This is a genomic window from Citrobacter sp. CF971, from assembly GCF_006385635.1.
Taxonomy (GTDB): Bacteria; Pseudomonadota; Gammaproteobacteria; order Enterobacterales; family Enterobacteriaceae; genus Citrobacter; species Citrobacter freundii.
Genome location: NZ_CP041051.1, coordinates 3078704 through 3103147, shown reverse-complemented (window position 1 = coordinate 3103147; position 24444 = coordinate 3078704). Strand labels below are relative to the sequence as shown.

Sequence of the window (24444 nt, the reverse complement as noted above, 5' to 3'; positions counted from 1 at the left end):
TAATTCATCGCTAAAAGGGACGATGATGAAAGAGCGGGTATTTTAGAAAAAAATATCATCCCTTCGCCAGTTAAATTGATGAAAAAATTTGATTTAAGGCAATATGTTGCGATTCCTTTTTGAATCTTGGGTGAATGAAGCATAGTCCAATTAGCGAAAGGACGATGATTAAGTTCTGAAATTATATTCAGGAGAAAACATAAGAAGAATATTCTTATTTTTTTTGCTTTTGCGATTCACGCCAGATTGATATCGGGTGTCCTGAGCCCCCGCTTGCCGTTATACTCCTGATAACTTGAAGGAAAAAGTTAGCATTTCCGGAGGCTATATGATTCTCGAACGCGTTGAGATTGTTGGATTTCGTGGTATTAACCGTCTGTCGTTGATGCTGGAGCAGAGCAACGTGCTGATTGGGGAGAACGCGTGGGGTAAATCCAGTCTGCTGGATGCCTTAACCCTGCTGCTGTCGCCGGAGCCAGACTTGTATCATTTTGTCCGCGAGGATTTCTGGTTCCCGCCGGGCGACATACAGGGCCGGGAACACCACCTGCACATTATCCTGACGTTTCGTGAATCCCAGCCGGGGCGTCACCGGGTACGTCGCTATCGCCCTCTGGAAGCCAGCTGGACGCCGTGCCAGGATGGCTATCACCGCATTTTTTATCGTCTGGAAGGCGAGTGTGCGGATGACGGTAGCGTTCTGACCTTGCGCAGTTTTCTTGACGGCGACGGCCATCCATTACCTCTCGATGACATTAACGATCAGGCGCGGCATCTTGTGCGCCTGATGCCGGTACTGCGTCTGCGCGACGCGCGATTTATGCGCCGGATCCGCAACGGTACCGTGCCGGATTCGGCGGACGTCGAAGTCACCGCCCGCCAACTGGATTTTCTGGCGCGTGAGCTGGCTACCCGACCGCAAAACCTGACCGACGGACAGATCCGCCAGGGGTTATCGGCCATGGTGCAGTTGTTGGAGCACTATTTTTCCGAGCAGGGGGCTGGCCAGTCCCGTTACCGTCTGATGCGCCGTCGCTCGAATAACGAACAACGGAGCTGGCGCTATCTGGACATTATTAATCGCATGATTGATAAACCCGGCGGACGTACGCATCGGGTTATTCTGTTGGGCCTGTTTTCGACCCTGTTGCAGGCCAAAGGCACGCTGAGGCTGGATAAAGACGCCCGACCTTTATTGCTGGTGGAAGATCCGGAAACGCGTTTACATCCCATCATGCTGTCGGTGGCCTGGCACTTGTTGAATTTACTGCCTCTGCAGCGAGTGGCGACAACCAACTCCGGTGAACTGTTGTCCCTTACGCCCGTGGAACATGTTGTTCGTCTGGTACGTGAATCATCCCGCGTTGCCGCCTGGCGGCTGGGGCCGGGTGGGATCAGTGCAGAAGATGGTCGGCGAATCGCATTTCATATTCGTTTTAATCGTGCGTCATCGTTGTTTGCCCGCTGCTGGTTGCTGGTAGAAGGCGAAACGGAAACCTGGGTTATTAACGAACTGGCCCGTCAGTGCGGACATCACTTTGATGCAGAAGGGATTAAAGTTATTGAATTCGCCCAGTCCGGCCTTAAGCCGCTGGTTAAATTCGCCCGCCGGATGGGTATCGAGTGGCATGTGCTGGTCGATGGTGATGAAGCCGGGAAAAAGTATGCGGCCACGGTACGTAGCTTATTGAATGACGACAGAGAGGAAGAGCGTGAGCATTTGACCATGCTCCCCGCGCTGGATATGGAACACTTTATGTATCGCCAGGGGTTTGCTGACGTCTTTCACCGGGTGGCGCAAATCCCGGAGAACGTGCCCATGAATATGCGCAAAATTATCTCCAAGGCGATACATCGTTCGTCAAAACCGGATTTAGCCATTGAGGTAGCGATGGAAGCCGGGCGGCGCGGCGTTGACGCAGTGCCAACGCTGCTGCGAAAAATGTTTTCCCGCGTGCTGTGGCTGGCACGCGGTAGAGCGGATTAGTGGTGAAACATCGACGACAGCTGCGAATGGATGCTGTCCAGTAGCTGATAGCGGCGGCGGTATTCTGCGCGTTTTTTGCTGGCAATATCCGCCTCGTTTTTTCGCGCCAGCGTGCGCGGAATATGATAGTACCCGTGTCTGTCGCACTCGCCGCCAACCGATTCCCAAAATGCGTTGTAGTCGGAATGAATTACCTTATTTTTATCGTGGTAGCGTTGGCTGCGAAAGATATGCTGTTCATTGCTGACTGCCATAACATTATCGATATTCAATCGCTCTGCTAACCGGCAAATGGCTTCCATTACAATACGTTTTGGGAATATCCCGTGACAGGACTTGGTCGCTTTTTGGATTGCTTCGTGAGGAAGTTGTGCATTGCCCTGCACACCGCCAATAAATAATGTACTTTTGCCATTATATTCGCAGAACGTAAACGTCATTTTAGTCAGCACGTCGCCGTCGCCATTTTGCACCTGAATAGTGCTCTCTCCCTCTTTATCCAGCACCGGGAACATCATCATGGTTACGGTAAATATATCGCCATCTTTGCCTTCAATTTGCGCCAGCTGTAAGCCGTCATTGCTTAATAAGGCGTTAAATTCTGCGGGTAAAAATGCATGGCGGATAACATTATAATGAAAACGCACCGCGTCTAAACGCATTTTACGGGTGAAGTTTGCGGCAAGGTAAGGACGATGCAAACGCACCGGCAGTCGGGGTTGGTGGGATAGCAGGTTTTCAAGATCCGGCCATTGGGACAGTTCTGTCATCCATTCCTGGGTGAGGCGAGGTATCAAGAGTGAGCGCCAGATAAACTTACGACGAAAGCTCCGCTTATCCCAGCAATGTGCGGGACGTAAATGGCCGCTGCTCAGGCTGTAAAAAAGACCAAAGCTGGTGACGGGTTTGGTGGAAAGAAAAGTGCTTTCAGTTAGTTGACTCATAATATAAATCCGATTGATACCCTGGTACTAATTTCAGCACAGCGGATCTTAACCATTCATCAATAACTCTGTTATTCTTGCGCTTTTCAACGGCGATTTATTTAACGTTGATGTTTAGCACTCCACTCTGGTGGACGTATTGGGGGAATTGGGGCATTTATGAAGCTCAAGGGAAAAATCAAAAAACGCTATTTTCTGTTCGCCATCATCCTTATTGTGGCGGTAATTGCACTTTGGCGAACGCTTAATGCGCCTTTACCTCAGTATCAAACATTAATTGTTCGTCCGGGCGATCTGCAGCAAAGCGTGCTGGCTACCGGTAAACTGGATGCGCTGCGTAAAGTTGACGTCGGGGCGCAGGTCAGCGGGCAGTTAAAAACGCTGTCGGTCGCGATTGGCGATAAAGTCAAAAAAGATCAGTTGCTCGGCGTAATCGATCCTGAACAGGCGCAAAACCAAATCAAAGAGGTTGAAGCGACGCTAATGGAATTGCGCGCCCAGCGTTTACAGGCAGAAGCTGAGTGGAAACTGGCGCGGGTGACGCTTTCCCGTCAGCAACAGCTGGCAAAAACCCAGGCCGTTTCACAGCAGGATCTCGACACGGCGGCCACCGAAATGGCGGTCAAACAGGCGCAAATTGGCGCAATTGACGCGCAAATTAAACGTAATCAGGCTTCTCTCGATACGGCAAAAACCAACCTTGATTACACCCGCATTGTCGCGCCAATGGCAGGCGAAGTAACGCAAATTACTACCCTACAAGGGCAAACCGTTATTGCCGCTCAGCAGGCACCTAATATTCTGACGCTGGCGGATATGAGCACCATGCTGGTAAAAGCGCAGGTTTCTGAGGCTGATGTAATTCACCTGCAACCTGGGCAAAAAGCCTGGTTTACCGTACTGGGCGATCCGCAGACGCGCTACGAAGGCACGCTGAAAGATGTTCTTCCGACGCCAGAGAAAGTGAATGATGCGATTTTCTACTATGCCCGCTTCGAAGTTCCCAATCCGAAAGGGATCCTGCGTCTGGATATGACCGCGCAGGTCCATATCCAGCTCACTGATGTCAAAAATGTTCTGACGATCCCGCTGTCGGCACTGGGCGATCCTATTGGTAACAACCGCTATAGCGTCAAGCTACTGCGTAACGGCGAAACCCGCGAACGTGAAGTGGTTATCGGCGCGCGGAATGACACCGATGTGGAGATCGTGAAAGGGCTGGAAGAGGGTGATGAAGTCATTACCGGCGAGGGCAACGCTGGAGCTGCAAAATGACAGCATTGCTTGAACTGAGCCATATCCGCCGCAGCTATCCCTCAGGTGAAGGCCAGGTTGAGGTGTTGAAGGACGTATCCTTGAGCATTCAGGCCGGGGAAATGGTGGCGATTGTCGGGGCGTCGGGTTCGGGTAAATCGACGCTGATGAACATTCTCGGCTGTCTGGACAAACCTACCAGCGGTACGTATCGGGTTGCCGGACGGGATGTCTCCACGCTGGATAGCGATGCGCTGGCACAGCTGCGCCGTGAGCATTTCGGCTTTATCTTCCAGCGCTATCATTTGCTGTCACATTTAACCGCGGCGCAAAATGTCGAGGTGCCTGCGGTCTACGCTGGCACCGAGCGTAAGCAGCGCCTGGCGCGTGCGCAGGAATTACTCCAACGGCTGGGTCTGGGCGACAGGGTTGATTATCAACCTTCTCAACTTTCCGGTGGTCAGCAGCAGCGGGTCAGTATCGCACGTGCACTGATGAACGGGGGGCAGGTGATCCTTGCCGACGAACCCACCGGTGCACTGGATAGCCATTCCGGCGAAGAGGTGATGGCGATTTTGCATCAGCTGCGCGATCGCGGGCACACGGTAATTATCGTCACGCATGACCCGCAGGTTGCTGCACAGGCCGAGCGGGTCATTGAAATTCGTGACGGCGAGATTGTGCGCAATCCGCCGCCACAGAAACCCTCTGGCGGACGCGATATCGCGGAGCCAACGGTGAAAACGGCATCCGGCTGGAGCCAGTTTGTCAGCGGTTTTCGTGAAGCGCTTACCATGGCCTGGCTGGCAATGGCCGCGAATAAGATGCGAACGCTACTCACCATGCTTGGGATCATCATCGGTATTGCTTCTGTGGTGTCGATCGTGGTGGTAGGCGATGCGGCTAAACAACTGGTACTGGCAGATATTCGCGCTATTGGTACTAACACCATTGATATCTATCCTGGCAAAGATTTCGGCGACGACGATCCGCAATATCAACAGGCATTGAAGTATGACGATTTGACGGCGCTACAGAAGCAACCCTGGGTCAGTTCGGTAACACCTGCAGTGTCGAAGAACCTGCGGTTACGCTATGGCAATATCGACGTTGCTGCCAGTGCTAACGGCGTTAGCGGCGACTATTTCAACGTCTATGGCATGACATTTAGCGAAGGGACCACCTTTAACGCCGAGCAACTGGCGGGGCGCGCTCAGGTGGTGGTGCTCGACAGTAATACCCGGCGCCAGTTGTTCCCCAATAAGGCGAAAGTTGTCGGCGAAGTCGTGCTGGTGGGAAATATGCCGGCCACGGTAATTGGCGTTGCAGAAGAGAAACAGTCGATGTTCGGCAGTAGCAAGATCCTGCGGGTCTGGCTGCCCTACAGCACCATGTCCGGACGAATTATGGGGCAGTCGTGGCTGAACTCGATCACCGTGCGAGTAAAGGATGGTTTTGACAGTGCCCAGGCCGAACAGCAACTGACCCGACTGTTGACGTTGCGCCACGGTAAGAAGGATTTCTTCACCTGGAATATGGACGGTGTCTTGAAAACCGCTGAAAAGACCACACGTACATTACAACTCTTCCTGACGCTGGTGGCGGTGATTTCGCTGGTGGTTGGTGGGATTGGCGTGATGAATATTATGCTGGTTTCGGTAACCGAACGAACGCGTGAGATTGGCATTCGTATGGCGGTAGGCGCGCGTGCCAGTGATGTGCTGCAACAGTTCTTAATTGAAGCGGTGTTAGTGTGTCTGGTTGGCGGCGCGTTGGGCATTAGCCTGTCGATGCTGATCGCCTTTACACTTCAGCTATTCCTGCCGGGCTGGGAAATTGGATTCTCACCCGTCGCGCTGTTGACGGCGTTCCTGTGTTCGACTGCAACCGGGGTGTTGTTTGGCTGGCTACCGGCGCGGAATGCGGCACGTCTGGATCCAGTAGATGCTCTGGCGCGGGAATAATGCCACAGAGATAAAAATGCCAGCCGCAAAGGCTGGCATTTTGACTGCAGGATGTACACAATGAGACAGAAGAGCTATGCGACAGCTTCTGCTTCAATGACAGGCACGATGACACTGGCATGATTGCCTTTTGGCCCTTGGTGGACATCAAACTGGACAGACTGTCCGGCTTTTAGCGTTCTGTAACCATCCATCTGAATGGTGGAATAATGGGCGAAAATATCTTCGCCGCCGCCTTCGGGGCAAATGAAACCAAACCCTTTGGCGTTGTTGAACCACTTAACAGTACCCGTTTCCATACTTCGACATCCTTCGTAAATCTTATATAAGTAAGATGGAATGAACCGGTGGCGGAGTGGGGGCTGTTCAAAACCTCGCCAACTCTCGAAACTACAATTTAGAGAAATCAGGCGGGGCGTCAAGCGCCAGGCAGACAGAATAGGGTAAAAATGCATCAAAATTTGAAGCAGTTAACGCTATTGTCGGTTATGTGACAGATGTCGCGGATGGCACTAATAGATGATAGTTATCTAATACTTGAGGTAGATTGATTGTGCGCATAGGCTGCTTGTCAGCGGCAAGATTTTCTGCCGGAAACCGTAACTGAAGATGACGACTGACAATGGGTAAGACGAACGACTGGCTGGATTTCGATCTGCTGGCGGAAGACAAATTGCGCGACGCGCTAAAACCGCCATCTATGTATAAAGTGATATTAGTCAATGATGATTACACTCCGATGGAGTTTGTTATTGACGTGTTACAAAAATTCTTTTCTTATGATGTAGAACGTGCAACGCAACTGATGCTTGCAGTTCACTATCAAGGCAAAGCGATTTGCGGCGTGTTTACTGCCGAAGTGGCTGAAACCAAAGTAGCGATGGTGAACAAATATGCGAGGGAGAACGAGCATCCGTTGCTGTGTACGCTGGAAAAAGCCTGAATGCAGGCATAAACATTGGGGGAGGTGCCTATGCTCAATCAAGAACTGGAACTCAGTTTAAACATGGCTTTCGCCAGAGCGCGCGAGCACCGACATGAGTTTATGACCGTCGAGCACTTGTTACTGGCGTTGCTCAGTAACCCGTCGGCCCGCGAAGCGCTGGAAGCGTGTTCTGTGGATCTGGTGGCGCTCCGTCAGGAACTCGAAGCCTTCATTGAACAGACCACACCTGTATTGCCTGCCAGTGAGGAAGAGCGCGACACGCAGCCGACGTTGAGTTTTCAGCGTGTACTGCAACGTGCGGTCTTTCATGTTCAGTCCTCCGGACGCAATGAAGTTACCGGCGCAAATGTGCTGGTTGCTATCTTCAGCGAGCAGGAATCTCAGGCGGCTTATCTGCTGCGTAAGCATGAAGTAAGTCGTCTTGATGTGGTGAATTTTATCTCTCATGGCACGCGTAAAGATGAACCCAGCCAGTCTTCTGACTCTGGGAATCAGCCAAATAACGAAGAGCAAGCTGGCGGGGAGGACCGTATGGAGAACTTCACGACTAACCTTAACCAGCTTGCCCGAGTGGGCGGAATTGATCCGCTCATTGGCCGGGACAAAGAGCTGGAGCGCGCCATTCAGGTACTGTGCCGTCGCAGAAAAAACAACCCGCTGCTGGTGGGAGAGTCTGGTGTCGGTAAAACCGCCATTGCCGAAGGCCTCGCCTGGCGTATCGTCCAGGGTGATGTGCCTGAAATCATGGCTGATTGCACCCTTTACTCCCTGGATATCGGCTCGCTGCTGGCAGGCACTAAATATCGCGGTGATTTTGAGAAACGCTTTAAGGCGCTGCTGAAACAGCTGGAACAGGATACTAACAGCATTCTGTTTATCGATGAGATCCACACCATTATCGGTGCGGGTGCGGCATCGGGCGGCCAGGTGGATGCGGCTAACCTGATCAAGCCGCTGCTCTCCAGCGGTAAGATCCGTGTTATAGGCTCCACAACCTATCAGGAATTCAGCAATATCTTTGAAAAGGACCGTGCGTTAGCGCGCCGTTTCCAGAAAATCGATGTCACTGAACCATCGGTAGAAGAGACCGTGCAGATAATCAATGGTCTGAAGCCGAAATACGAAGCGCACCATGACGTCCGCTATACCGCCAAAGCGGTGCGTGCAGCGGTCGAACTGGCGGTGAAATACATTAACGATCGTCATCTGCCGGATAAAGCGATTGACGTGATTGATGAGGCGGGCGCGCGTGCGCGTCTGATGCCGGTCAGTAAGCGCAAGAAAACCGTCAACGTGGCGGATATTGAGTCCGTGGTGGCCCGCATTGCGAGGATCCCGGAGAAGAGCGTATCGCAGAGCGATCGCGACACGCTGAAAAACTTGGGCAACCGTCTGAAAATGCTGGTATTCGGACAGGATAAAGCCATTGAGGCGCTGACTGAAGCGATCAAAATGAGCCGTGCCGGGCTGGGACACGAGCATAAGCCGGTCGGTTCGTTCCTGTTTGCCGGACCAACTGGCGTCGGTAAGACCGAAGTCACGGTGCAGCTCTCCAAAGCCCTCGGCATTGAACTGCTGCGTTTTGATATGTCCGAGTATATGGAACGCCACACGGTCAGCCGTCTGATTGGTGCGCCTCCAGGATATGTCGGTTTTGACCAGGGCGGTTTGCTGACTGATGCTGTTATTAAGCATCCGCATGCGGTACTGCTGCTGGATGAAATCGAAAAAGCGCACCCGGATGTCTTTAACCTGTTGCTGCAGGTGATGGATAACGGCACGCTGACCGACAATAACGGGCGTAAAGCGGATTTCCGCAACGTGGTGCTGGTCATGACCACCAACGCTGGTGTACGTGAAACTGAGCGTAAATCGATTGGGTTGATTCATCAGGACAACAGTACTGATGCGATGGGCGAAATCAAAAAAGTGTTTACGCCGGAATTCCGTAACCGTCTCGACAACATTATCTGGTTCGATCATCTCTCTACCGAGGTGATTCATCAGGTTGTTGATAAGTTTATCGTCGAGCTTCAGGTTCAGCTGGATCAGAAAGGTGTCTCTCTTGAAGTGAGTCAGGAAGCACGTGACTGGCTGGCAGAGAAAGGCTATGACCGCGCAATGGGCGCACGTCCAATGACGCGTGTTGTCCAGGATAACCTGAAAAAACCATTGGCTAACGAACTGCTGTTCGGTTCGCTGGTAGATGGCGGTCAGGTGACCGTTGCGCTGGATAAAGAGAAAAATGAGCTGACCTATGGTTTCCAGAGTGCACAAAAGCACAAGCCAGAAGCAGCACATTAATCTTTAATCACCTAATGAGCCGGGCGTAATGCCCGGTTTTTTTTCGCCTGAAAGTAAAGATTTGAATTGGGGAGATTCGGAGAGTTTAAATGGCAGGCAAAAAATAAGCCTGCGTAAGGGAGATTACGCAGGCTAAGGAGGTGGTTCCTGGTACAGCTAGCATTTATGGGTTATGTTTTTCAGCGGAGGGGATAATACCCTTAATGAACGAAACGGTATGTGATCGATTTCTAAGAATCTTCCGAACGCTGAAAAATAACCGTAATTAACTACTTAGCATGCGGGTTTCGTGTGGACTCGCTGGCAAAATTACGCATCAACAATGCATAATTCAGATCGATATCCTCTGGTACAGGCATCCACACGGTGTAACCATCGCCCGGCGCAACTGGCATGGCTTCGCCTTTCGCGTTTTCCATCTGCTCGAGAGTAAAGTTGATGTTGCCCTGTGGGGTCATCAGCTCCAGGCTGTCGCCGACGGTGAATTTGTTTTTTACCAGCACGGCCGCCAGTTCACCTTTACGTTCGCCGGTGAATTCGCCGACAAACTGCTGACGCTCGGAAACAGAGAAGCCGTATTCGTAGTTTTGATAGTCGTCATGTGTATGGCGGCGCAGGAACCCTTCGGTGTAACCACGATGCGCCAGGCCTTCCAGCGTTTCCAGCAGTTGCGGGTCGAACGGTTTACCGGCTGCGGCATCATCAATGGCTTTACGATAGACCTGCGCGGTACGTGCACAGTAATAGTACGACTTGGTGCGGCCTTCGATCTTCAGGGAATGCACGCCCATCTGCGTCAGGCGCTCAACGTGGGCAATGGCACGCAAATCCTTCGAGTTCATGATGTAAGTGCCGTGTTCGTCTTCGAATGCGGTCATGTACTCACCCGGGCGCTGGGCTTCCTCAATCATAAAGACTTTGTCTGTTGGTGCGCCAATACCCAGCGTGGGTTCGACGTTTTGTACCGGGATAGGCTCGTACTTATGCACGATATTGCCCACTACATCTTCTTTCCCTTCCTGCACGTTGTATTCCCAGCGGCAGGCATTGGTACAGGTACCCTGGTTTGGGTCACGCTTGTTGATGTAGCCAGAGAGCAGGCAACGGCCGGAGTAGGCCATGCACAGCGCGCCGTGAACGAAGATCTCAAGCTCCATATCCGGCACCTGGGTGCGGATCTCTTCAATCTCTTCCAGCGACAGCTCACGGGAGAGGATCACGCGGGTCAGCCCCATCTGCTTCCAGAACTTCACCGTCGCCCAGTTTACGGCGTTAGCCTGTACCGAAAGGTGAATGTCCATGTCAGGGAAGTTTTCGCGCACCAGCATAATCAGACCAGGGTCTGACATGATCAGTGCATCCGGCCCCATTTCCACCACCGGTTTCAGATCACGAATGAAGGTCTTCAGCTTGGCATTATGTGGGGCAATGTTAACCACCACATAGAATTTTTTACCCAATTCATGGGCTTCATTAATACCGAGCTGCAGGTTTTCGTGGTTGAATTCGTTGTTGCGTACGCGCAGTGAGTAACGCGGTTGGCCCGCATACACAGCGTCTGCGCCATAGGCGAAAGCGTAACGCATGTTTTTCAGCGTTCCCGCCGGGGAAAGGAGTTCCGGTTTAAACATAATTTTCTCGTTCTGATGACAGGTCAGACTCGCCTCACTCAATGAGGCGGTTAGGGGAGTGCCCCCATATTAAGGGCGGGCATTGTAGCGCTGCAGGGAAGGCAGGTAAAGAAAAACGCCGGGCGACAGCGTTGCGTTACCCGGCTGAGCGAGTAATTATCAGGTCTTATCTTTTATCGTCTGACTGACACCATTGGTCTTAACCGAAGTAATACCGGTCTCGCGTGACTGTTCATTCGCATACAGTTGACTGCTACCAATAATCTGGTGGTTTGCAGCTTTCAGGTTGAAATGTAATTTTCCATTAGCCGCTGTTTTTTTCTCATAACGCTCATCCAGAGGGCTGTTAGCCTGGACAGATGCGATCCCTTTTTCCGCAGCGCCTTTGGTAGTGTAAAGCTCGCTGGTAAGGATTATTTCCCCGTTCCCAGCTTTAAGAACAAAGCGGTACTGATCATCGCTACTTTTACTTAATTCAAACCAACCAGCCATATGAACTCCTTGATTAAAAGTTTTAGATCAAACAGTTATTGACGACAGTGTTGTCAGAAAGAGTATGAGCGATATTTGGAGAGTTGCTAGTCACCAGGGCCCCATGGAGCAGCGGGCCCTGAAGGGCAGGAGTGTTTAAGCAATTCGGCAGGCGTCGGCTTCCCAGCGATACCCCACGCCATAGACCGCGCGGATAAACGACTGCTCAGCATCCAGTGACTCCAGCTTGCGTCGCAGGTTCTTAATATGGCTGTCGATGGTGCGGTCGGTAACGACGCGATAATCGTCATAGAGATGGTTAAGTAATTGTTCTCGGGAGAATACTTTTCCCGGCTCATGTGACAACGTTTTAAGTAAGCGGAATTCGGCGGGCGTTAAATCGAGCATCTTCCCACGCCAGGAGGCCTGAAAACGGCCTTCATCGACGATAAGCGGGCTTTCTGCATCCATTTGTTGTAGTTCGCGCTGCGGTTTGCATCGGCGCAGGATCGTTTTAACGCGCGCGACGACTTCGCGCGGGCTGTACGGTTTACAAATATAATCATCTGCACCGATCTCCAGCCCCAGCAGGCGATCAATCTCTTCGATTTTAGCGGTTACCATCATGATGGGGACTTCTGAGAAGCGGCGGATTTCCCGACACAGGGTCAGACCATCGGTACCGGGCAGCATCAGATCCAACAAGATCAGATCGGGCGGTGTTTGGCGCACGTAAGGCAGAACCAGGTCGCCGTGGCTGATGAGCGTAGGAGCGTAGCTCGCTGCCCGCAGGTAGTCGATGAGCAGTTGCCCCAGCTTGGGTTCGTCTTCCACGATCAGAATACGCGGCGTGTTTTCATCAATGGGTAACTCAGTCATACATCTCTCTGTAAATCGCGTTCCAGCGGTAACTCTACTGTAATGCTAACCCCACCAAAAGGCGAATGGGCGGCGCGGATCAGACCATTATGCGCTTGTACGATATTGACGCAAATCGCCAGCCCCAGTCCGGAACCTCCGCTGGCGCGGTTACGCGAGCCTTCGGTGCGATAAAATCGTTCAAACAGCTTCTGTAACTGCTCGTCACTTACGCCGGGAGCGGAATCTGCGAAGGTTAATAACACCATGCGTTCGCGTTGTTCGGCGCTGATGTGCAGCCCGCCACCGCTGTCGGTATAACGCAGACTGTTTTCCAGCAGATTGTTGAACAACTGCATCAGACGATCCCTGTCGCCAAATACCGTCATGCTGTCCGGGAGCGAGAGTTGAATCGTCAGTCCACGGCTGGCAAAGCGTTCACGAAATGCGCCGCTTGCCACCTCAAGCAGCGGGATAAGATCCAGCGATGATTTCTGATAGGCCAGCGCACCTTCATCTGACATGGAGAGCTGATGAAGGTCGTCAACCAGTTTGGTGAGCGTACCCACTTCAGCCTGCAAAGAGGCAACGGAGTCGGGCGTGAACTGGCGGACACCATCCTGAATGGCCTCCAGTTCACCGCGCAACACCGCCAACGGCGTGCGCAGTTCGTGAGAAATGTCGGCCATAAAGTCACGACGCATCTGCTGGTTTTTTTCCAACGTACTGGCGAGCTGGTTGAAGTCCTGCGCCAGCTTGCCTAGCTCATCCGTACTGGTTGGCGTAACGCGAGTGGTGAAATCGCCCGCCGCCAGTTTGTGCGTGCCTTCCACCAACCGTTTAACCGGGGCCAGCAGGCTGCGCGCCAGCGTAAACGTTGCCAGCGCAGCCAGAATCGTGGAGAGCGCGACGATAAGCCAGCTGGAACGTCTTTGCTGCATGTCGAAATTGATATCGGTATTACGCGTTAAACGCTCCACCGGAGAGGCAATCACAGCACCCACTTCGCTACCGTTGACGCGGATGGGATGGCGCATACCGTCGCGGGGGACAGGAGCCCGCGGGCCGACCAGTACGTGGGCATTTTGATCGACAACCCAAAACTGTGTACGCCAGCCGTGTGGCGGCATGCCTGGACCCGGTTTATCATCGTCGTTGTCGTGTTCAAAAGAGCGCAGGATCTGGAAAACGAAACGATCGTTATTGCGTAAGAATCGCCAGTTGCCGTGCTGCGCGTACTGCTCGCTTAACGCGTCGCTGAGCATTTGCAGCCGCTGTTCGTTACCGTGCTTAATATAGTCGATAAAACCGCGTTCGAAGCTTATGCGTACGGCCCAGTGCATGCTGATCAGCAACACAATGCAGGTGGCGAAAATCGCCAGAAACAGTTTGCCGGTGATACCGGGCCGCCAGAACTTCATCAGGTGCTCCTTTTGCGTCGTGAAATCACCGCATTGGTTTGCGTGTCGTTCGGCACGCGGGCAAAAATAATGGCGGGCAGCGCAATAATGAATGCAATGCACAACCAGGTATACATAAAGACGCTATGCGTACTACCGCTGTCGATGGCGATATGTTGCTGGCCAAACATGCCTAACAGCAGACCCGCGATGGTCACCCCGATACTCATCGACAACTGCATGATCATCGACAGCAAGCTGTTGCCGCTGCTGGCGAGATCGTCAGGCAGATCTTTTAACGTCAGGGTATTCATGGATGAAAAGCGCGTTGAGTTGACCATTCCCTGTAAAAACAGCACGAAGGGCAGGGCGTAATACCAGCCCAGCAGTGCCGTGGTCATTAGCAACAGACTGACCAGCGACAGGCCAAGCGTGGTGGTAATCAGTACGCGACGGTAACCAAAGCGGTTAACGACCTGCACCACAATGCGCTTCATGCCCATACTGCCCAGCACCATCGGGATCATCATCAGTCCGGCATGAAACGGTGAAAAACCGAGGCCAATCTGTAAAAACACCGGCGTCATAAACGGCAGCATACCGCTGCCGATGCGGCCGGCAAAACTGCCGAACAGACCTAGCGAGAAGGTCGATGTGCGAAACAGATTCAGGCTAAACAGCGCGCGGGGATTTCGATGGGCGTGTTTCAGATACAGCGCAATAGCCAGCACCCCGCAGATAACCAACGCCGCCAGCGTGATACTGGAGAGACCTGTTCCTTTGCTGCCATCGAGCGCCAGCGTCAGAACCGCCATACCGACCGCCAGCATCGCGAATCCGGAGAGGTCGAAGCGTCGGGTTTGCATGGTGTAGTTGGGCATCAGCATTAACGTCGCTATCGCGCCGACAATGCCTACCGGAATGTTAATCAAAAAGATCCAGTGCCAGGAGGCGTATTCAACCAGAATTCCGCCTAACGCTGGGCCCAGCAGCGGGCCGATTTGACCGGGTAAAGTGACAAACGTCATCGCCGCCATATATTGCTCACGCGGGACGATTTTCATCACCGTCAGCCTACCGACTGGCACCATCATCGCACCGCCAACGCCTTGTAAGACGCGCGCCATCACCAGCTCGTTGAGCGTGCTGGACCAGGCGCAAAACAGCGAACCAAGCGTAAACAGGATGATGGCGGTGAAGAAGATATTACGCACGCCAACTTTGTCCGCCAGCCATCCGCTGGCGGGCAGCATCACGGCAACGGTTAAAACATATGACACAATGACCATATGCATGTGTAACGGGCTTTCCCCGAGGCTTGCCGCCATCGAGGGAAGCGCGGTATTAACGATGGTGGTATCCAGCGACTGCATAAAAAAACCAAATGCCACAATCCAAAGTTGCCAGCGGGTGCTGTCGGGAAGTTCTGTCATAACTCTGCTACCGGTTTGCTGTTTTTACGCGAAAAACGCAGACGCAGACGGTCGAAAAAGAGATAGACCACAGGCGTGGTGTACAGCGTCAGGAGCTGGCTCACGACCAGCCCACCGACAATGGTTATCCCCAACGGCTGGCGCAGCTCAGAGCCATCCCCTGCGGATAACACTAACGGCAGTGCGCCAAATAACGCCGCCAGCGTGGTCATCATGATTGGGCGAAAGCGCAACAGGCAGGCCTGGAAAATAGCTTCTTCCGGCTGCAGCTTACCGTTTCTCTGCGCTTCCAGCGCAAAATCGACCATCATGATGGCGTTTTTCTTCACAATTCCAATTAATAGCATGATCCCTATCAGGGCGATTAGGCTGAATGGGGCATTGAACAGCTCCAGCGCCAGCAAAGCCCCGACCCCTGCCGAAGGTAGCGTGGAGAGAATGGTCAGCGGATGTACATAGCTTTCATACAGCATACCCAGCACGATATAGACGGTGGCGATGGCGGCGATAATCAGGATCACCTGCGAGTTCATCGTGTCCTGAAATACCTGGGCGGTACCGGCAAAGCTGCCACGAACCGTGGAGGGGACGCCTAGCTGGGTCATGGTTCTGTTGATGGCCTCTGTCGCTTCTGACAGTGAAGAACCTGTCGGCAGGTTAAACGACACGGTTGAGGCGGCAGATAATCCCTGATGGTTTACAGACAGTGGGGCATTCGCTGGCTGCCATTTGGCAAAGTACGATAACGGGATCGCCTTACCTTCATTGTTGATGACGAACATTTTGTCCAGCGCGCTGATGTCCTGGGTGTAACGTCGATCGACCTCCATCACCACTTTGTACTGGTTCATCGGCTGATAGATGGTTGAAATTTGTCTCTGACCAAAGGCGTTATTCAGCAGGCTGTTGGCGGCCGCCACGTCGATCCCAAGACGAGACATGGTGTCGCGATCGTAAATCAGATTCATCTCCGCGCCATTGTCCTGCTGATCGGAGTTGACGTCCGCCAGTTGGGGCAGGGCGGCAAGCGCCTTACGGATCTTCGGTTCCCACTCACGCAGCGCCGCCAGATCGTCGGACAGTAATGTGTATTGATAGCTGGCGTTGGCCTGCCGTCCGCCAACGCGGATGTCCTGCACCGCCATCAGAAACAGATTCGCACCTGGTTCTTTTGAAAGCGCAACGCGTAGGCGGTCGATCACCTGCTGAGCGGTTTCACGGCGCTCATCGCGTGGCTTGAGGGTAATAAACATCATCCCGCTGTTAACCCGTGACCCACCGGTAAAGCCGGTGACATTGTTCACCGCGGGATCGTCGCGGATGATCTTCATAAAATCCTGCAGTTTACCGCGCATCGCCTGGAAAGAGATGCTCTGGTCAGCCTGGATCCCTCCCATCAATACGCCCGTATCCTGCTCCGGGAAGAAGGTTTTGGGGATGGAAATATAAAGCCAGATATTCAGCGCAATGGTGCCGAGTAATACCACGCCCACCAGTCGCGTGTGGCGCAGTACCCATTTAAGTGAAGTGCCGTAGCTTTGCTGCAGCGCTACCAGCATGCGACCAAATCCCCGTTTACGCGACTGTTCACGCGGGGCGCTGGATTTAAGCATCCAGCCGCACATCATTGGCGTTAATGTCAGCGACACCAGCAGCGAGATACCGATGGCAACCGACAGCGTGACGGCAAATTCGCGCAGCAGGCGTCCAGGCAATCCGCCCATTAACAGCAGCGGCAGGAATACCGCCACCAGCGACAGGCTCATGGAAAGCACAGTGAATCCCACTTCGCGCGTACCCTGTAACGCCGCCTGGAGTGGCTTCATTCCCGCTTCCAGGTGGCGGGCAATATTTTCCAGCACCACGATGGCGTCATCTACGACAAATCCCGTGGCAATGGTTAACGCCATCAACGACAGGTTGTTCAGGCTGAATCCGCACAGATACATGGCGGCAAAGGTACCGATCAGCGAGACCGGAACCGCTACCGCGGGGATCAGAGTCGCACGCCCGGATCGCAGGAAAACAAAGACCACCAGGATAACCAGCGCCACGGAGATAATCAGCGTCTGTTCGACTTCCTCTAGTGAAGCGCGAATGGTCGGTGAACGGTCCTGGGCGATTTGCAGATCGATGGCGGCCGGGACCAGCGTTTGTAACTCCGGTAATTTGGCGCGAATGCTATCTACCGTCTGAATAATATTGGCTTCCGGTAGCTTGCGGATCATCAGCAGAATGGCCGGTTTGGCGTTGGTCATCCCCGCGTTACGAACGTCCTGTACAGAGTCGGTTATAGACGCAACATCACCCAGTCGCACCGCTGCGCCGTTGTTATAGTGGATGATAATAGGTTGATATTCGGCGGCGGTTTTCAGCTCATCGTTAGTTTGTACCTGCCAGCGATGGGTATCATTCTCGATAGCCCCCTGCGGCTTACGCACGTTGGCATTGTCGATCGCGCTACGCACGTCGTCCAGCGACACGCCCTGGTTAAACAGCGCCTGCGGGTTGAGTCCTACCCGCACGGCAGGCAGAGAACTGCCTCCAACGTCCACGTCGCCCACACCGTCGATTTGCGCGATGGTCTGCGCCAGTTGTGTTGATGCGAAATCGTACAGTTCACCCTGCGAGTAAGTGTCCGACGTCAGCGTCAGGATCATGATTGGCGCATCGGAAGGGTTAGCTTTGCGATACGTTGGTCGGCTCGGCATCCCGCTGGGCAGCAGGCTTTGCGCGGCGTTAATCGCGGCCTGAACGTCCCGCGCCGCGCCATTGATGTCACGGTCGAATTTGAATTCGAGAATAATACGCGTACTGCCAAGCGAACTACTCGAAGTCATTTCGTTTACGCCCGCGATGCGGCCCAGCGAGCGCTCCAGCGGAGTTGCGACCGAAGACGCCATCGTTTCAGGGGAGGCACCGGGTAATGATGCGCTGACCATAATCACCGGAAAATCCACCTGCGGCAGCGGAGCGACCGGCAGCAGACGAAAGCCCAGAATACCGCATAGGGTGATAGCCACAGAAATGAGAATGGTCGCCACCGGCCGATGAATGAAAAGCGCGAAAAATTTCATTTACGCTTCCTCTTCCTGACGCGGGAAACGGCTTTTCACATACAGCGACAGACGGTCAAACAGCAGATAAATTACCGGAGTGGTAAACAGGGTTAATACCTGACTCACAAGCAGTCCACCGACCATGCCAATGCCTAACGGACGGCGTAACTCTGCGCCCACACCGGTACTTAACATCAGCGGCAACGCGCCGAGCAGTGCCGCCAGCGTAGTCATCAGAATTGGGCGGAAACGCAGCAGACAGGCCTGGAAAATAGCATCGCGCGGCGCCATGCCTTGTTCGCGCTCCGCGGCAAGGGCAAAGTCGATCATCATGATGGCGTTTTTCTTGACGATACCGATGAGCAAAATAATGCCAATAATCGCGATGACGTCCAGTTCGCTGCCGGCAATCATTAACGCCAGCAGTGCCCCGACGCCCGCCGTCGGCAGCGTGGAGAGAATAGTAATTGGGTGAATAAAGCTCTCATACAGCACGCCGAGGACGATATACATCGCGACAACCGCAGCCACAATCAACCAGATGGTATTTCCCAGCGCGGCCTGGAAGGCGAGCGTGCTACCCTGGAACTGGGTAGTAATATTTGCGGGCAGGTTAAGCGTTTTTTCGGCATCCAGAATCGCCTGTACCGCATCACCCAGCGAATGTTCGTCTGGCACGTTGAACGAGATGGTGGTGACCGGGAACTGATCGAGGTGGTTAATCGACAGCGGGGCAAAACGCTGTTCAATACTGGCGATCGCGCTGAGCGATACTATGCCACCGTCGCTACTGGTCAGACGTATTGTATCCAGTGCCGCAAGCCCCGGCGTATTGTTGGTGTTATGTTCTAACACCACGCGATATTGATTTGCCTGGGTGTAAATAGTCGAAATCAAACGCTGGCCGAAGGCGTTGTACAGGGCGTTGTCGACATCTGACATGCTGATGCCCAAACGGCTTGCGCTGTCGCGATTGACGTTCACATACGCTACCAGCCCTTTGTCCTGCCAGTCGCTGCTGACGTCGGACAGTTGCCGTAGCTGATTTAGTTTTGCTATCAGCTGTGGAACCCAGGTGCTGAGGGCATCAAGGGATGTCGCTTGCAGCGTGAATTGATATTGCGTCCGGCTCACCTGAGTATCAATCGTCAGATCCTGAGTTGGCTGAAGATAAAGGTCAACTCCGGGAACCCTGTCAACCGCGTCCTGTAAGCGCGCAATCACTTTCTGCACCCGATCGTCACGTTCATCCAGTGGTTTAAGGTTGATTTGCAAACGCGCACTGTTCAATGCCGGATTAGTACCATCCACACCGACAAAAGCGGTCAGGCTCTCTACCGCCGGATCTTTAAGGATGACATCTGAAACCTGACGCTGGCGCTCGGCCATGCTGGCGAATGAGCTGGACTGCGGCGCCTGTAGCGTACCCTGGATAATGCCGTTGTCCTGGATTGGGAAGAAACCTTTGGGGATGAAAACCCATAGCATGACGCTCAATGCCAGCGTGCCGAGCGCTACGCTCAGCGTCAGCCACGGGTGGTTAAGTACTTTTGCCAGCCAATGACCGTACCCGGCTATGACGCGATCAAACACTCGCTCTGAGGCGCGGGAGAAGCGATTCTGCTTACGCAATGAGGCCTGATTCAGCATACGCGCGCACATCATCGGCGTAAGAGTGAGCGAGACAACGGCGGAAATCAGAATCGCCACCGCCAGCGTAACGGCGAATTCACGGAACAAACGCCCGACGATATCGCCCATGAATAGCAGTGGGATCAATACCGCAATCAATGAAAACGTCAGAGAGATGATGGTAAAACCAATCTCGCCTGCGCCCTTCAAGGCAGCAGTCAGAGGTTTTTCGCCTTTTTCGATATAGCGTGAAATATTCTCGATAACCACGATAGCGTCATCCACAACAAAGCCTGTCGCGATGGTTAGCGCCATTAAGGTCAGGTTGTTGATGGAGAAATCAAGAAATACCATCACCGCGAAGGTGCCGATTAACGACAACGGTACGGCGACTGCAGGAATAATCGTCGCCGGAACATTGCGCAGAAACAGGTAGATAATCATCACCACCAGCGCTATCGCCAGCATCAACTCGAACTGGGTGTCTGCAACAGAGGCACGAATATTGGTGGTGCGATCGGAAAGTACGCTGACCTTAACCGATTTGGGCAGGCTTTCGGTGAGCTGTGGCAGCATCTGGCGGATACTGTCTGCCGTGGCGATGATGTTCGCCCCAGGTTGGCGCTGCACATTCATCACTATAGCTTGTTGCTTATTTGCCCATGCACCCAGCCAGCTGTTTTCTGCTCCTTGTTCGACGGTAGCGACATCGCCCAAGCGAACCGGTGCACCGTTTTTATAGGCAATAATGAGCTGACGATATTCATCTGCGGACTGCATCTGGTCGTTAGCTGAAAGGGTAACGGCGCGCGTTGGGCCATCAAGACTCCCTTTTGCTGAATTGACGTTGGCACTGGTAATGGCCGTACGGATGGTTTCGCTGGTCAGACCGAGTGCGGCAATGGCCTGAGCGTTAAGTTTCACGCGGACCGCCGGACGTTGCCCACCGGAAAGTGTTACCAGACCCACGCCGGATACCTGAGAGATTTTCTGCGCGACGCGGGTTTCGACCATATCTTCCACCTGCGTCATCGGCATGGCGCTGGAAGTGACCGCCAGCGTCATGATCGGCGGATCTGCCGGGTTTACCTTGCTGTAGACCGGAGGGTTAGGTAGATCGCTAGGTAATAAATTGGTGGCGGCGTTAATCGCGGCCTGAACTTCTTGCTCGGCAACATCCAGCGGGAGCGTCAGTTGAAACTGTAACGTAACGACCGATGCGCCACCGGAGCTTTGTGATGACATCTGTTTTAAGCCAGACATCTGGCCAAACTGACGTTCAAGCGGCGCGGTTACCGCCGAGGTCATAACGTCCGGGTTGGCGCCAGGGTAGAGCGTCACGACCTGAATCGTGGGGTAATCCACTTCAGGTAAGGCGGCGATTGGCAGAAAGCGATAACCGATAATACCGGCAAGCAAAATCGCGACCATCAGCAGCGTAGTGGCGACGGGGCGCAGAATGAACAGGCGCGATGGTCCGCCTGTGTTGTCCGGAGGTAACACCTGCATCAGGAGTTGGCTCCTTTTTTGCCGTATCCGCGTGGCGCTGTTTTCTCATCGGAAACAGAGGCGTCGTGCGCCTCAACGACTTCGACTTTTGCGCCTTCCGTCAGACGGTCAATACCGTCAGTCACGACCCGATCGCCTGCGGACAACCCAGCGGCGATCACCACTTTTTGGCTGTCCTGAATACCCGGTTTAACCAGATGCTTACTCACTTTGTTGTCGCTATTCAGTACCCAGACAAAGTGCCCTTCGTTGCCCATCTGCAGGGCTGCTGTTGGGATCACAACGGCATTTTGCTGTGTGTCGACCAGCATGCGGGCGTTGACGAACTGGTTAGGGAATAACGCATCATCCTGATTGTTAAAACGGGCTTTAACTTTGATGGTTCCTGTAGTGGCATCAATCTGATTGTCGAGACTGAGCAGGACGCCTTCACTCAGTTTTTGTGAATTGGTTCGGTCCCAGGCTTCGACCTTCAGCTGGATCCCCGATTTTTGTGCCTGCAACACGGTAGCAATGTCGTTTTCAGGCAAAGTAAATATCAGGTCGATGGGATGAGTTTGCGTAATGACGACGATCCCGGTGGTATCGCCGCTGGAAATTTGGTTACCGACATCGACCTGCTTCAGGCCGACACGACCATCGACAGGTGCGGTTATCCGACTCCAGTCGAGCTGCAACTGAGCGCTGGCGACACTGGCTTCATCCGCTTTGATTGTGCCTAACGTCTCATTGACCAGCGCCTGCTGGGCATCCAGCTCCTGGCGGGAGACCAGATTGGTTTTAACCAACTGTTGATAGCGGGCAAGATCGCGACGGGCATTCGCCAGCGTGGCTTTATCTTTTGCCAGTTGTCCCTGCGCCTGAGCCAGAGCGACTTTGAACTGGCTGGGATCTATCTCTGCCAGCAGGTCGCCGGCTTTTACCTGTTGTCCTTCCTCAAAGTGTAAGGCAATGAGCTGACCGTCCACCCGGCTACGTACCGTGGCGGTATTGGCGGCAGTAATGGTACCCAGCCCTGTCAGATAACGTGGAACGGCTTCCTCGATGGCGGTGGCAGCCTGCACGGGAGCCAACGGTCCGGAGCGCATTCCACGGCGTGCCGACCCAGGCGTGTGCTGCGCTGGTTTGGTAGCGCCCGGTGTGGTTTCCTGGGAAGCGCTGCGGCTTTGCCAGAACCAGATGGCGGCGACGGCGGCCACGACGATCACGATTGCTATCACCCAGCGGGATTTATTACTGCCTTTCATTGTTATGAGTTTCTCATCCTGAAACGATTCGCGGAATGATACTAGTTTAGCCAGCGAACAAGGGAGAAAAATGGAGGAATTATGAAACACTGTCGGGATTCGTCTGAATGCTGACGCGGCTTTGCGAGGCGTTACGCAACAATTTGCGGCGAAAATAGCGAATGCGTCATTGTGCGTTAGAGTGCGGTCAAGGCAAAAGGAGGTAAGCCAGAGATTTCAGCGGGACGCTGGAACGGGAAAGCCCCTCCCGAGGAAGGGGCCAAAATAAGGAAAGGGTTATGATGAAGTACGTCATCATACTGGTGATACTCTTAGTCATTAGCTTACCGGCTTACTAAGACACCAGGGGGAGGGGAAACCTTCCCTAACCCTCACTCCTGAAAATAAGCCACAGCAACGGTGATGTCAATACGCACACCTTTCAGCTTGCGAGCGGCTTAGCGGAAAACAACGTCAGCCCAGCGGGCCAGACCGGCGGTGACAGAACCGAAGTCATCGCCACCCGCGATAGGGATCCCAGGAAGCTGCTGGGCGAGGGCTTTTTTAATCAGCGGTGAACGTGCGCTGCCGCCGGTCAGATAAATCACGTCCGGTTTTTCCTGCGCGTTGTCCAGCGCCAGTTGGACCTGCTCCAGAATGCGCGCCAGGGGCTGATTGAGCGCGGCCTCCAATCCATGTTGACTAATATCGGTTGCCAGCGTGTCGCTGATAAACGGTATCGCCGCCGTTACAATGGTCTGGTCGGAAAGCGCGATCTTGCTCTCTTCTGCGCTGCGCACCAGGCGATAGCTCAGACGCTCGCGCCAGACTTTAAGCAGCAAGGCTACTTTATCGGCTTCTTTCGCGTCGCGGACAAGATCGTTCAGTAAACGACCGTTGGCGCTGCTGTAGAAATCACTTTGCGCGGGAACATCGTTGATCGCAACCGCGTTCCACCAGGGGAGAATCGGTAAGGCGATCCCTTTTTCAGTCTCACCGCCCATACCTAGCAGCGGCATCAGGTGTTTAAACGCCAGCGCGATATCCAGATCGTTCCCGCCTACACGGCAGCCACTGTGTCCCAGCAGGCTGTTTTCGCGATCGGCGCGCTGATGCCATTGCGGCCCCATCAGCAGCAGTGAACAGTCGGTCGTACCCCCGCCAATATCTACCACCAGCACGCGTTTCTCATCCTGCAGTGTGGCTTCGTAATCCAGCCCCGCTGCTACCGGCTCGTACTGGAAGACGACATCCTGAAAACCGGCACGTTTGGCCGCACGTTCAAGAATCCCCTGCGCCTGGATGTTGGCGTCATCGCCACCTAATCCCTGGAAGTTGATGGGGCGACCAATTACGGCCTGAGTGATAGCTTCCGGCAATTGGCTTTGCGCCTGGTTGCGAATGTGCAGCATCATTGCACAGACCAGATCTTCAAAAAGCGCAACTTGCTGCGGCTTCAGGCCGCTGGCACCCAAAAATGATTTTGGCGATTTAACGAAGTACACCTCTTCCGGGTCTTCAATATACTGACCCAGCGATGTCAGACCGAACTGCACGCTGTTGGCGTTAACGTCGATGTCCTCTTCGCGATTGTAGCGCATCGCACGGCGAAGCAGCGCCTGTGTTTCATCGTCCGTGGTTGGAACGTCGTGATGGCGATACAGCCACTCGCTAACCGCTTCGCGCGTTGGTGCGCACAGCATTGAGGGTAGCAGCGTGCTGTTATTTTCCATTTTGAGCAGGTGGGGCTGCCCATCACGCATAACGGCCACTGAACAGTTTGCCGTACCGTAGTCAAAACCAATAAACACCGTAAAAATCCCCAT

At 53.6% G+C, this 24444-nt stretch carries 17 protein-coding genes; 6 read left to right on the top strand and 11 right to left on the bottom strand.

Translation table 11 applies throughout. The features are described from left to right. Positions 1–328: 328 nt before the first annotated feature. Positions 329–1987 (top strand): ATP-dependent endonuclease, encoded by a 1659-nt coding sequence (locus E6P06_RS18560; RefSeq protein ID WP_003036822.1) that lies wholly within the window; start codon positions 329–331, stop codon positions 1985–1987. Here the strand turns inward: E6P06_RS18560 and E6P06_RS18555 are convergent. Next, on the bottom strand, positions 1984–2931 hold the full coding sequence (locus E6P06_RS18555) for a VirK/YbjX family protein (protein WP_058842342.1): 948 nt from the start codon (positions 2929–2931) through the stop codon (positions 1984–1986). The genes E6P06_RS18560 and E6P06_RS18555 overlap by 4 nt on opposite strands. A 159-nt stretch (positions 2932–3090) precedes the next feature. On the opposite strand from E6P06_RS18555, the gene macA reads away from it, so the two are divergent. Together macA and macB are read left to right on the top strand one after the other, a co-directional pair. Next, the gene (macA, locus tag E6P06_RS18550) at positions 3091–4206 is read left to right on the top strand and encodes a macrolide transporter subunit MacA (protein ID WP_139935558.1); all 1116 of its coding nucleotides are present in this window, start codon (positions 3091–3093) and stop codon (positions 4204–4206) included. Further along, entirely contained in the window at positions 4203–6149 is a 1947-nt protein-coding gene (gene macB / locus E6P06_RS18545; RefSeq protein ID WP_003840216.1) for a macrolide ABC transporter ATP-binding protein/permease MacB, read from the top strand. The genes macA and macB overlap by 4 nt, the downstream gene beginning before the upstream one ends. Before the next feature lie 74 nt (positions 6150–6223). On the opposite strand, the gene cspD is transcribed toward macB, so the two are convergent. Further along, positions 6224–6448, bottom strand: a complete 225-nt coding sequence (cspD, locus tag E6P06_RS18540) for a cold shock-like protein CspD (protein WP_003036813.1) — start codon at positions 6446–6448, stop codon at positions 6224–6226. A 323-nt stretch (positions 6449–6771) separates the two neighbouring features. Between cspD and clpS the strand changes: the two genes are divergently transcribed. Both clpS and clpA read left to right on the top strand, forming a co-directional pair. Then, the gene (clpS, locus tag E6P06_RS18535) at positions 6772–7092 is read left to right on the top strand and encodes an ATP-dependent Clp protease adapter ClpS (RefSeq protein ID WP_003036810.1); all 321 of its coding nucleotides are present in this window, start codon (positions 6772–6774) and stop codon (positions 7090–7092) included. A gap of 30 nt (positions 7093–7122) precedes the next feature. Then, positions 7123–9399, top strand: coding sequence for an ATP-dependent Clp protease ATP-binding subunit ClpA (gene clpA / locus E6P06_RS18530; RefSeq protein ID WP_003036804.1), 2277 nt, complete (start codon positions 7123–7125; stop codon positions 9397–9399). A 269-nt stretch (positions 9400–9668) separates the two neighbouring features. Here clpA and yegQ read toward each other — a convergent pair whose 3' ends face one another. From yegQ to E6P06_RS18490, 8 genes are all read right to left on the bottom strand, one after another. Then, a complete protein-coding gene (yegQ, locus tag E6P06_RS18525) occupies positions 9669–11030 on the bottom strand; it encodes a tRNA 5-hydroxyuridine modification protein YegQ (RefSeq protein WP_003844346.1) in 1362 nt (453 codons plus the stop codon). A gap of 159 nt (positions 11031–11189) precedes the next feature. Next, positions 11190–11522 carry a YegP family protein gene (locus E6P06_RS18520; RefSeq protein ID WP_003841759.1) on the bottom strand — a complete coding sequence of 111 codons (333 nt, stop codon included), beginning with the start codon at positions 11520–11522 and terminating at the stop codon, positions 11190–11192. A 135-nt stretch (positions 11523–11657) separates the two neighbouring features. After that, complete coding sequence (gene baeR, locus E6P06_RS18515; protein ID WP_003036797.1) at positions 11658–12380, bottom strand: two-component system response regulator BaeR; 723 nt, start codon at positions 12378–12380, stop codon at positions 11658–11660. Beyond that, positions 12377–13780, bottom strand: a complete 1404-nt coding sequence (gene baeS, locus E6P06_RS18510) for a two-component system sensor histidine kinase BaeS (protein ID WP_003844344.1) — start codon at positions 13778–13780, stop codon at positions 12377–12379. The genes baeR and baeS overlap by 4 nt, the downstream gene beginning before the upstream one ends. Continuing rightward, positions 13780–15192, bottom strand: coding sequence for an MFS transporter (locus tag E6P06_RS18505; protein ID WP_044711356.1), 1413 nt, complete (start codon positions 15190–15192; stop codon positions 13780–13782). The genes baeS and E6P06_RS18505 overlap by 1 nt, the downstream gene beginning before the upstream one ends. Next, a complete protein-coding gene (gene mdtC / locus E6P06_RS18500; RefSeq protein WP_139935557.1) occupies positions 15189–18269 on the bottom strand; it encodes a multidrug efflux RND transporter permease subunit MdtC in 3081 nt (1026 codons plus the stop codon). The genes E6P06_RS18505 and mdtC overlap by 4 nt, the downstream gene beginning before the upstream one ends. Beyond that, complete coding sequence (locus E6P06_RS18495; RefSeq protein ID WP_139935556.1) at positions 18270–21392, bottom strand: MdtB/MuxB family multidrug efflux RND transporter permease subunit; 3123 nt, start codon at positions 21390–21392, stop codon at positions 18270–18272. Next, complete coding sequence (locus tag E6P06_RS18490) at positions 21392–22639, bottom strand: MdtA/MuxA family multidrug efflux RND transporter periplasmic adaptor subunit (RefSeq protein ID WP_139935555.1); 1248 nt, start codon at positions 22637–22639, stop codon at positions 21392–21394. Before E6P06_RS18490 ends, E6P06_RS18495 begins: the two co-directional genes overlap by 1 nt. Positions 22640–22917: 278 nt before the next feature. Between E6P06_RS18490 and E6P06_RS18485 the strand changes: the two genes are divergently transcribed. Continuing rightward, positions 22918–22977, top strand: coding sequence for a type I toxin-antitoxin system Ibs family toxin (locus E6P06_RS18485; protein WP_106672390.1), 60 nt, complete (start codon positions 22918–22920; stop codon positions 22975–22977). 99 nt (positions 22978–23076) lie between these two features. On the opposite strand, the gene yegD is transcribed toward E6P06_RS18485, so the two are convergent. After that, entirely contained in the window at positions 23077–24429 is a 1353-nt protein-coding gene (yegD, locus tag E6P06_RS18480; protein ID WP_003841770.1) for a molecular chaperone, read from the bottom strand. Positions 24430–24444 lie beyond the last annotated feature (15 nt).

Bases quoted from the DNA above. Each gene is read 5' to 3' on its own strand.
- E6P06_RS18560 (WP_003036822.1), top strand. From the start codon at position 329: ATGATTCTCGAACGCGTTGAGATTGTTGGATTTCGTGGTATTAACCGT.
- E6P06_RS18555 (WP_058842342.1), bottom strand. From the start codon at position 2,931: ATGAGTCAACTAACTGAAAGCACTTTTCTTTCCACCAAACCCGTCACC.
- macA (WP_139935558.1), top strand. From the start codon at position 3,091: ATGAAGCTCAAGGGAAAAATCAAAAAACGCTATTTTCTGTTCGCCATC.
- macB (WP_003840216.1), top strand. From the start codon at position 4,203: ATGACAGCATTGCTTGAACTGAGCCATATCCGCCGCAGCTATCCCTCA.
- cspD (WP_003036813.1), bottom strand. From the start codon at position 6,448: ATGGAAACGGGTACTGTTAAGTGGTTCAACAACGCCAAAGGGTTTGGT.
- clpS (WP_003036810.1), top strand. From the start codon at position 6,772: ATGGGTAAGACGAACGACTGGCTGGATTTCGATCTGCTGGCGGAAGAC.
- clpA (WP_003036804.1), top strand. From the start codon at position 7,123: ATGCTCAATCAAGAACTGGAACTCAGTTTAAACATGGCTTTCGCCAGA.
- yegQ (WP_003844346.1), bottom strand. From the start codon at position 11,030: ATGTTTAAACCGGAACTCCTTTCCCCGGCGGGAACGCTGAAAAACATG.
- E6P06_RS18520 (WP_003841759.1), bottom strand. From the start codon at position 11,522: ATGGCTGGTTGGTTTGAATTAAGTAAAAGTAGCGATGATCAGTACCGC.
- baeR (WP_003036797.1), bottom strand. From the start codon at position 12,380: ATGACTGAGTTACCCATTGATGAAAACACGCCGCGTATTCTGATCGTG.
- baeS (WP_003844344.1), bottom strand. From the start codon at position 13,780: ATGAAGTTCTGGCGGCCCGGTATCACCGGCAAACTGTTTCTGGCGATT.
- E6P06_RS18505 (WP_044711356.1), bottom strand. From the start codon at position 15,192: ATGACAGAACTTCCCGACAGCACCCGCTGGCAACTTTGGATTGTGGCA.
- mdtC (WP_139935557.1), bottom strand. From the start codon at position 18,269: ATGAAATTTTTCGCGCTTTTCATTCATCGGCCGGTGGCGACCATTCTC.
- E6P06_RS18495 (WP_139935556.1), bottom strand. From the start codon at position 21,392: ATGCAGGTGTTACCTCCGGACAACACAGGCGGACCATCGCGCCTGTTC.
- E6P06_RS18490 (WP_139935555.1), bottom strand. From the start codon at position 22,639: ATGAAAGGCAGTAATAAATCCCGCTGGGTGATAGCAATCGTGATCGTC.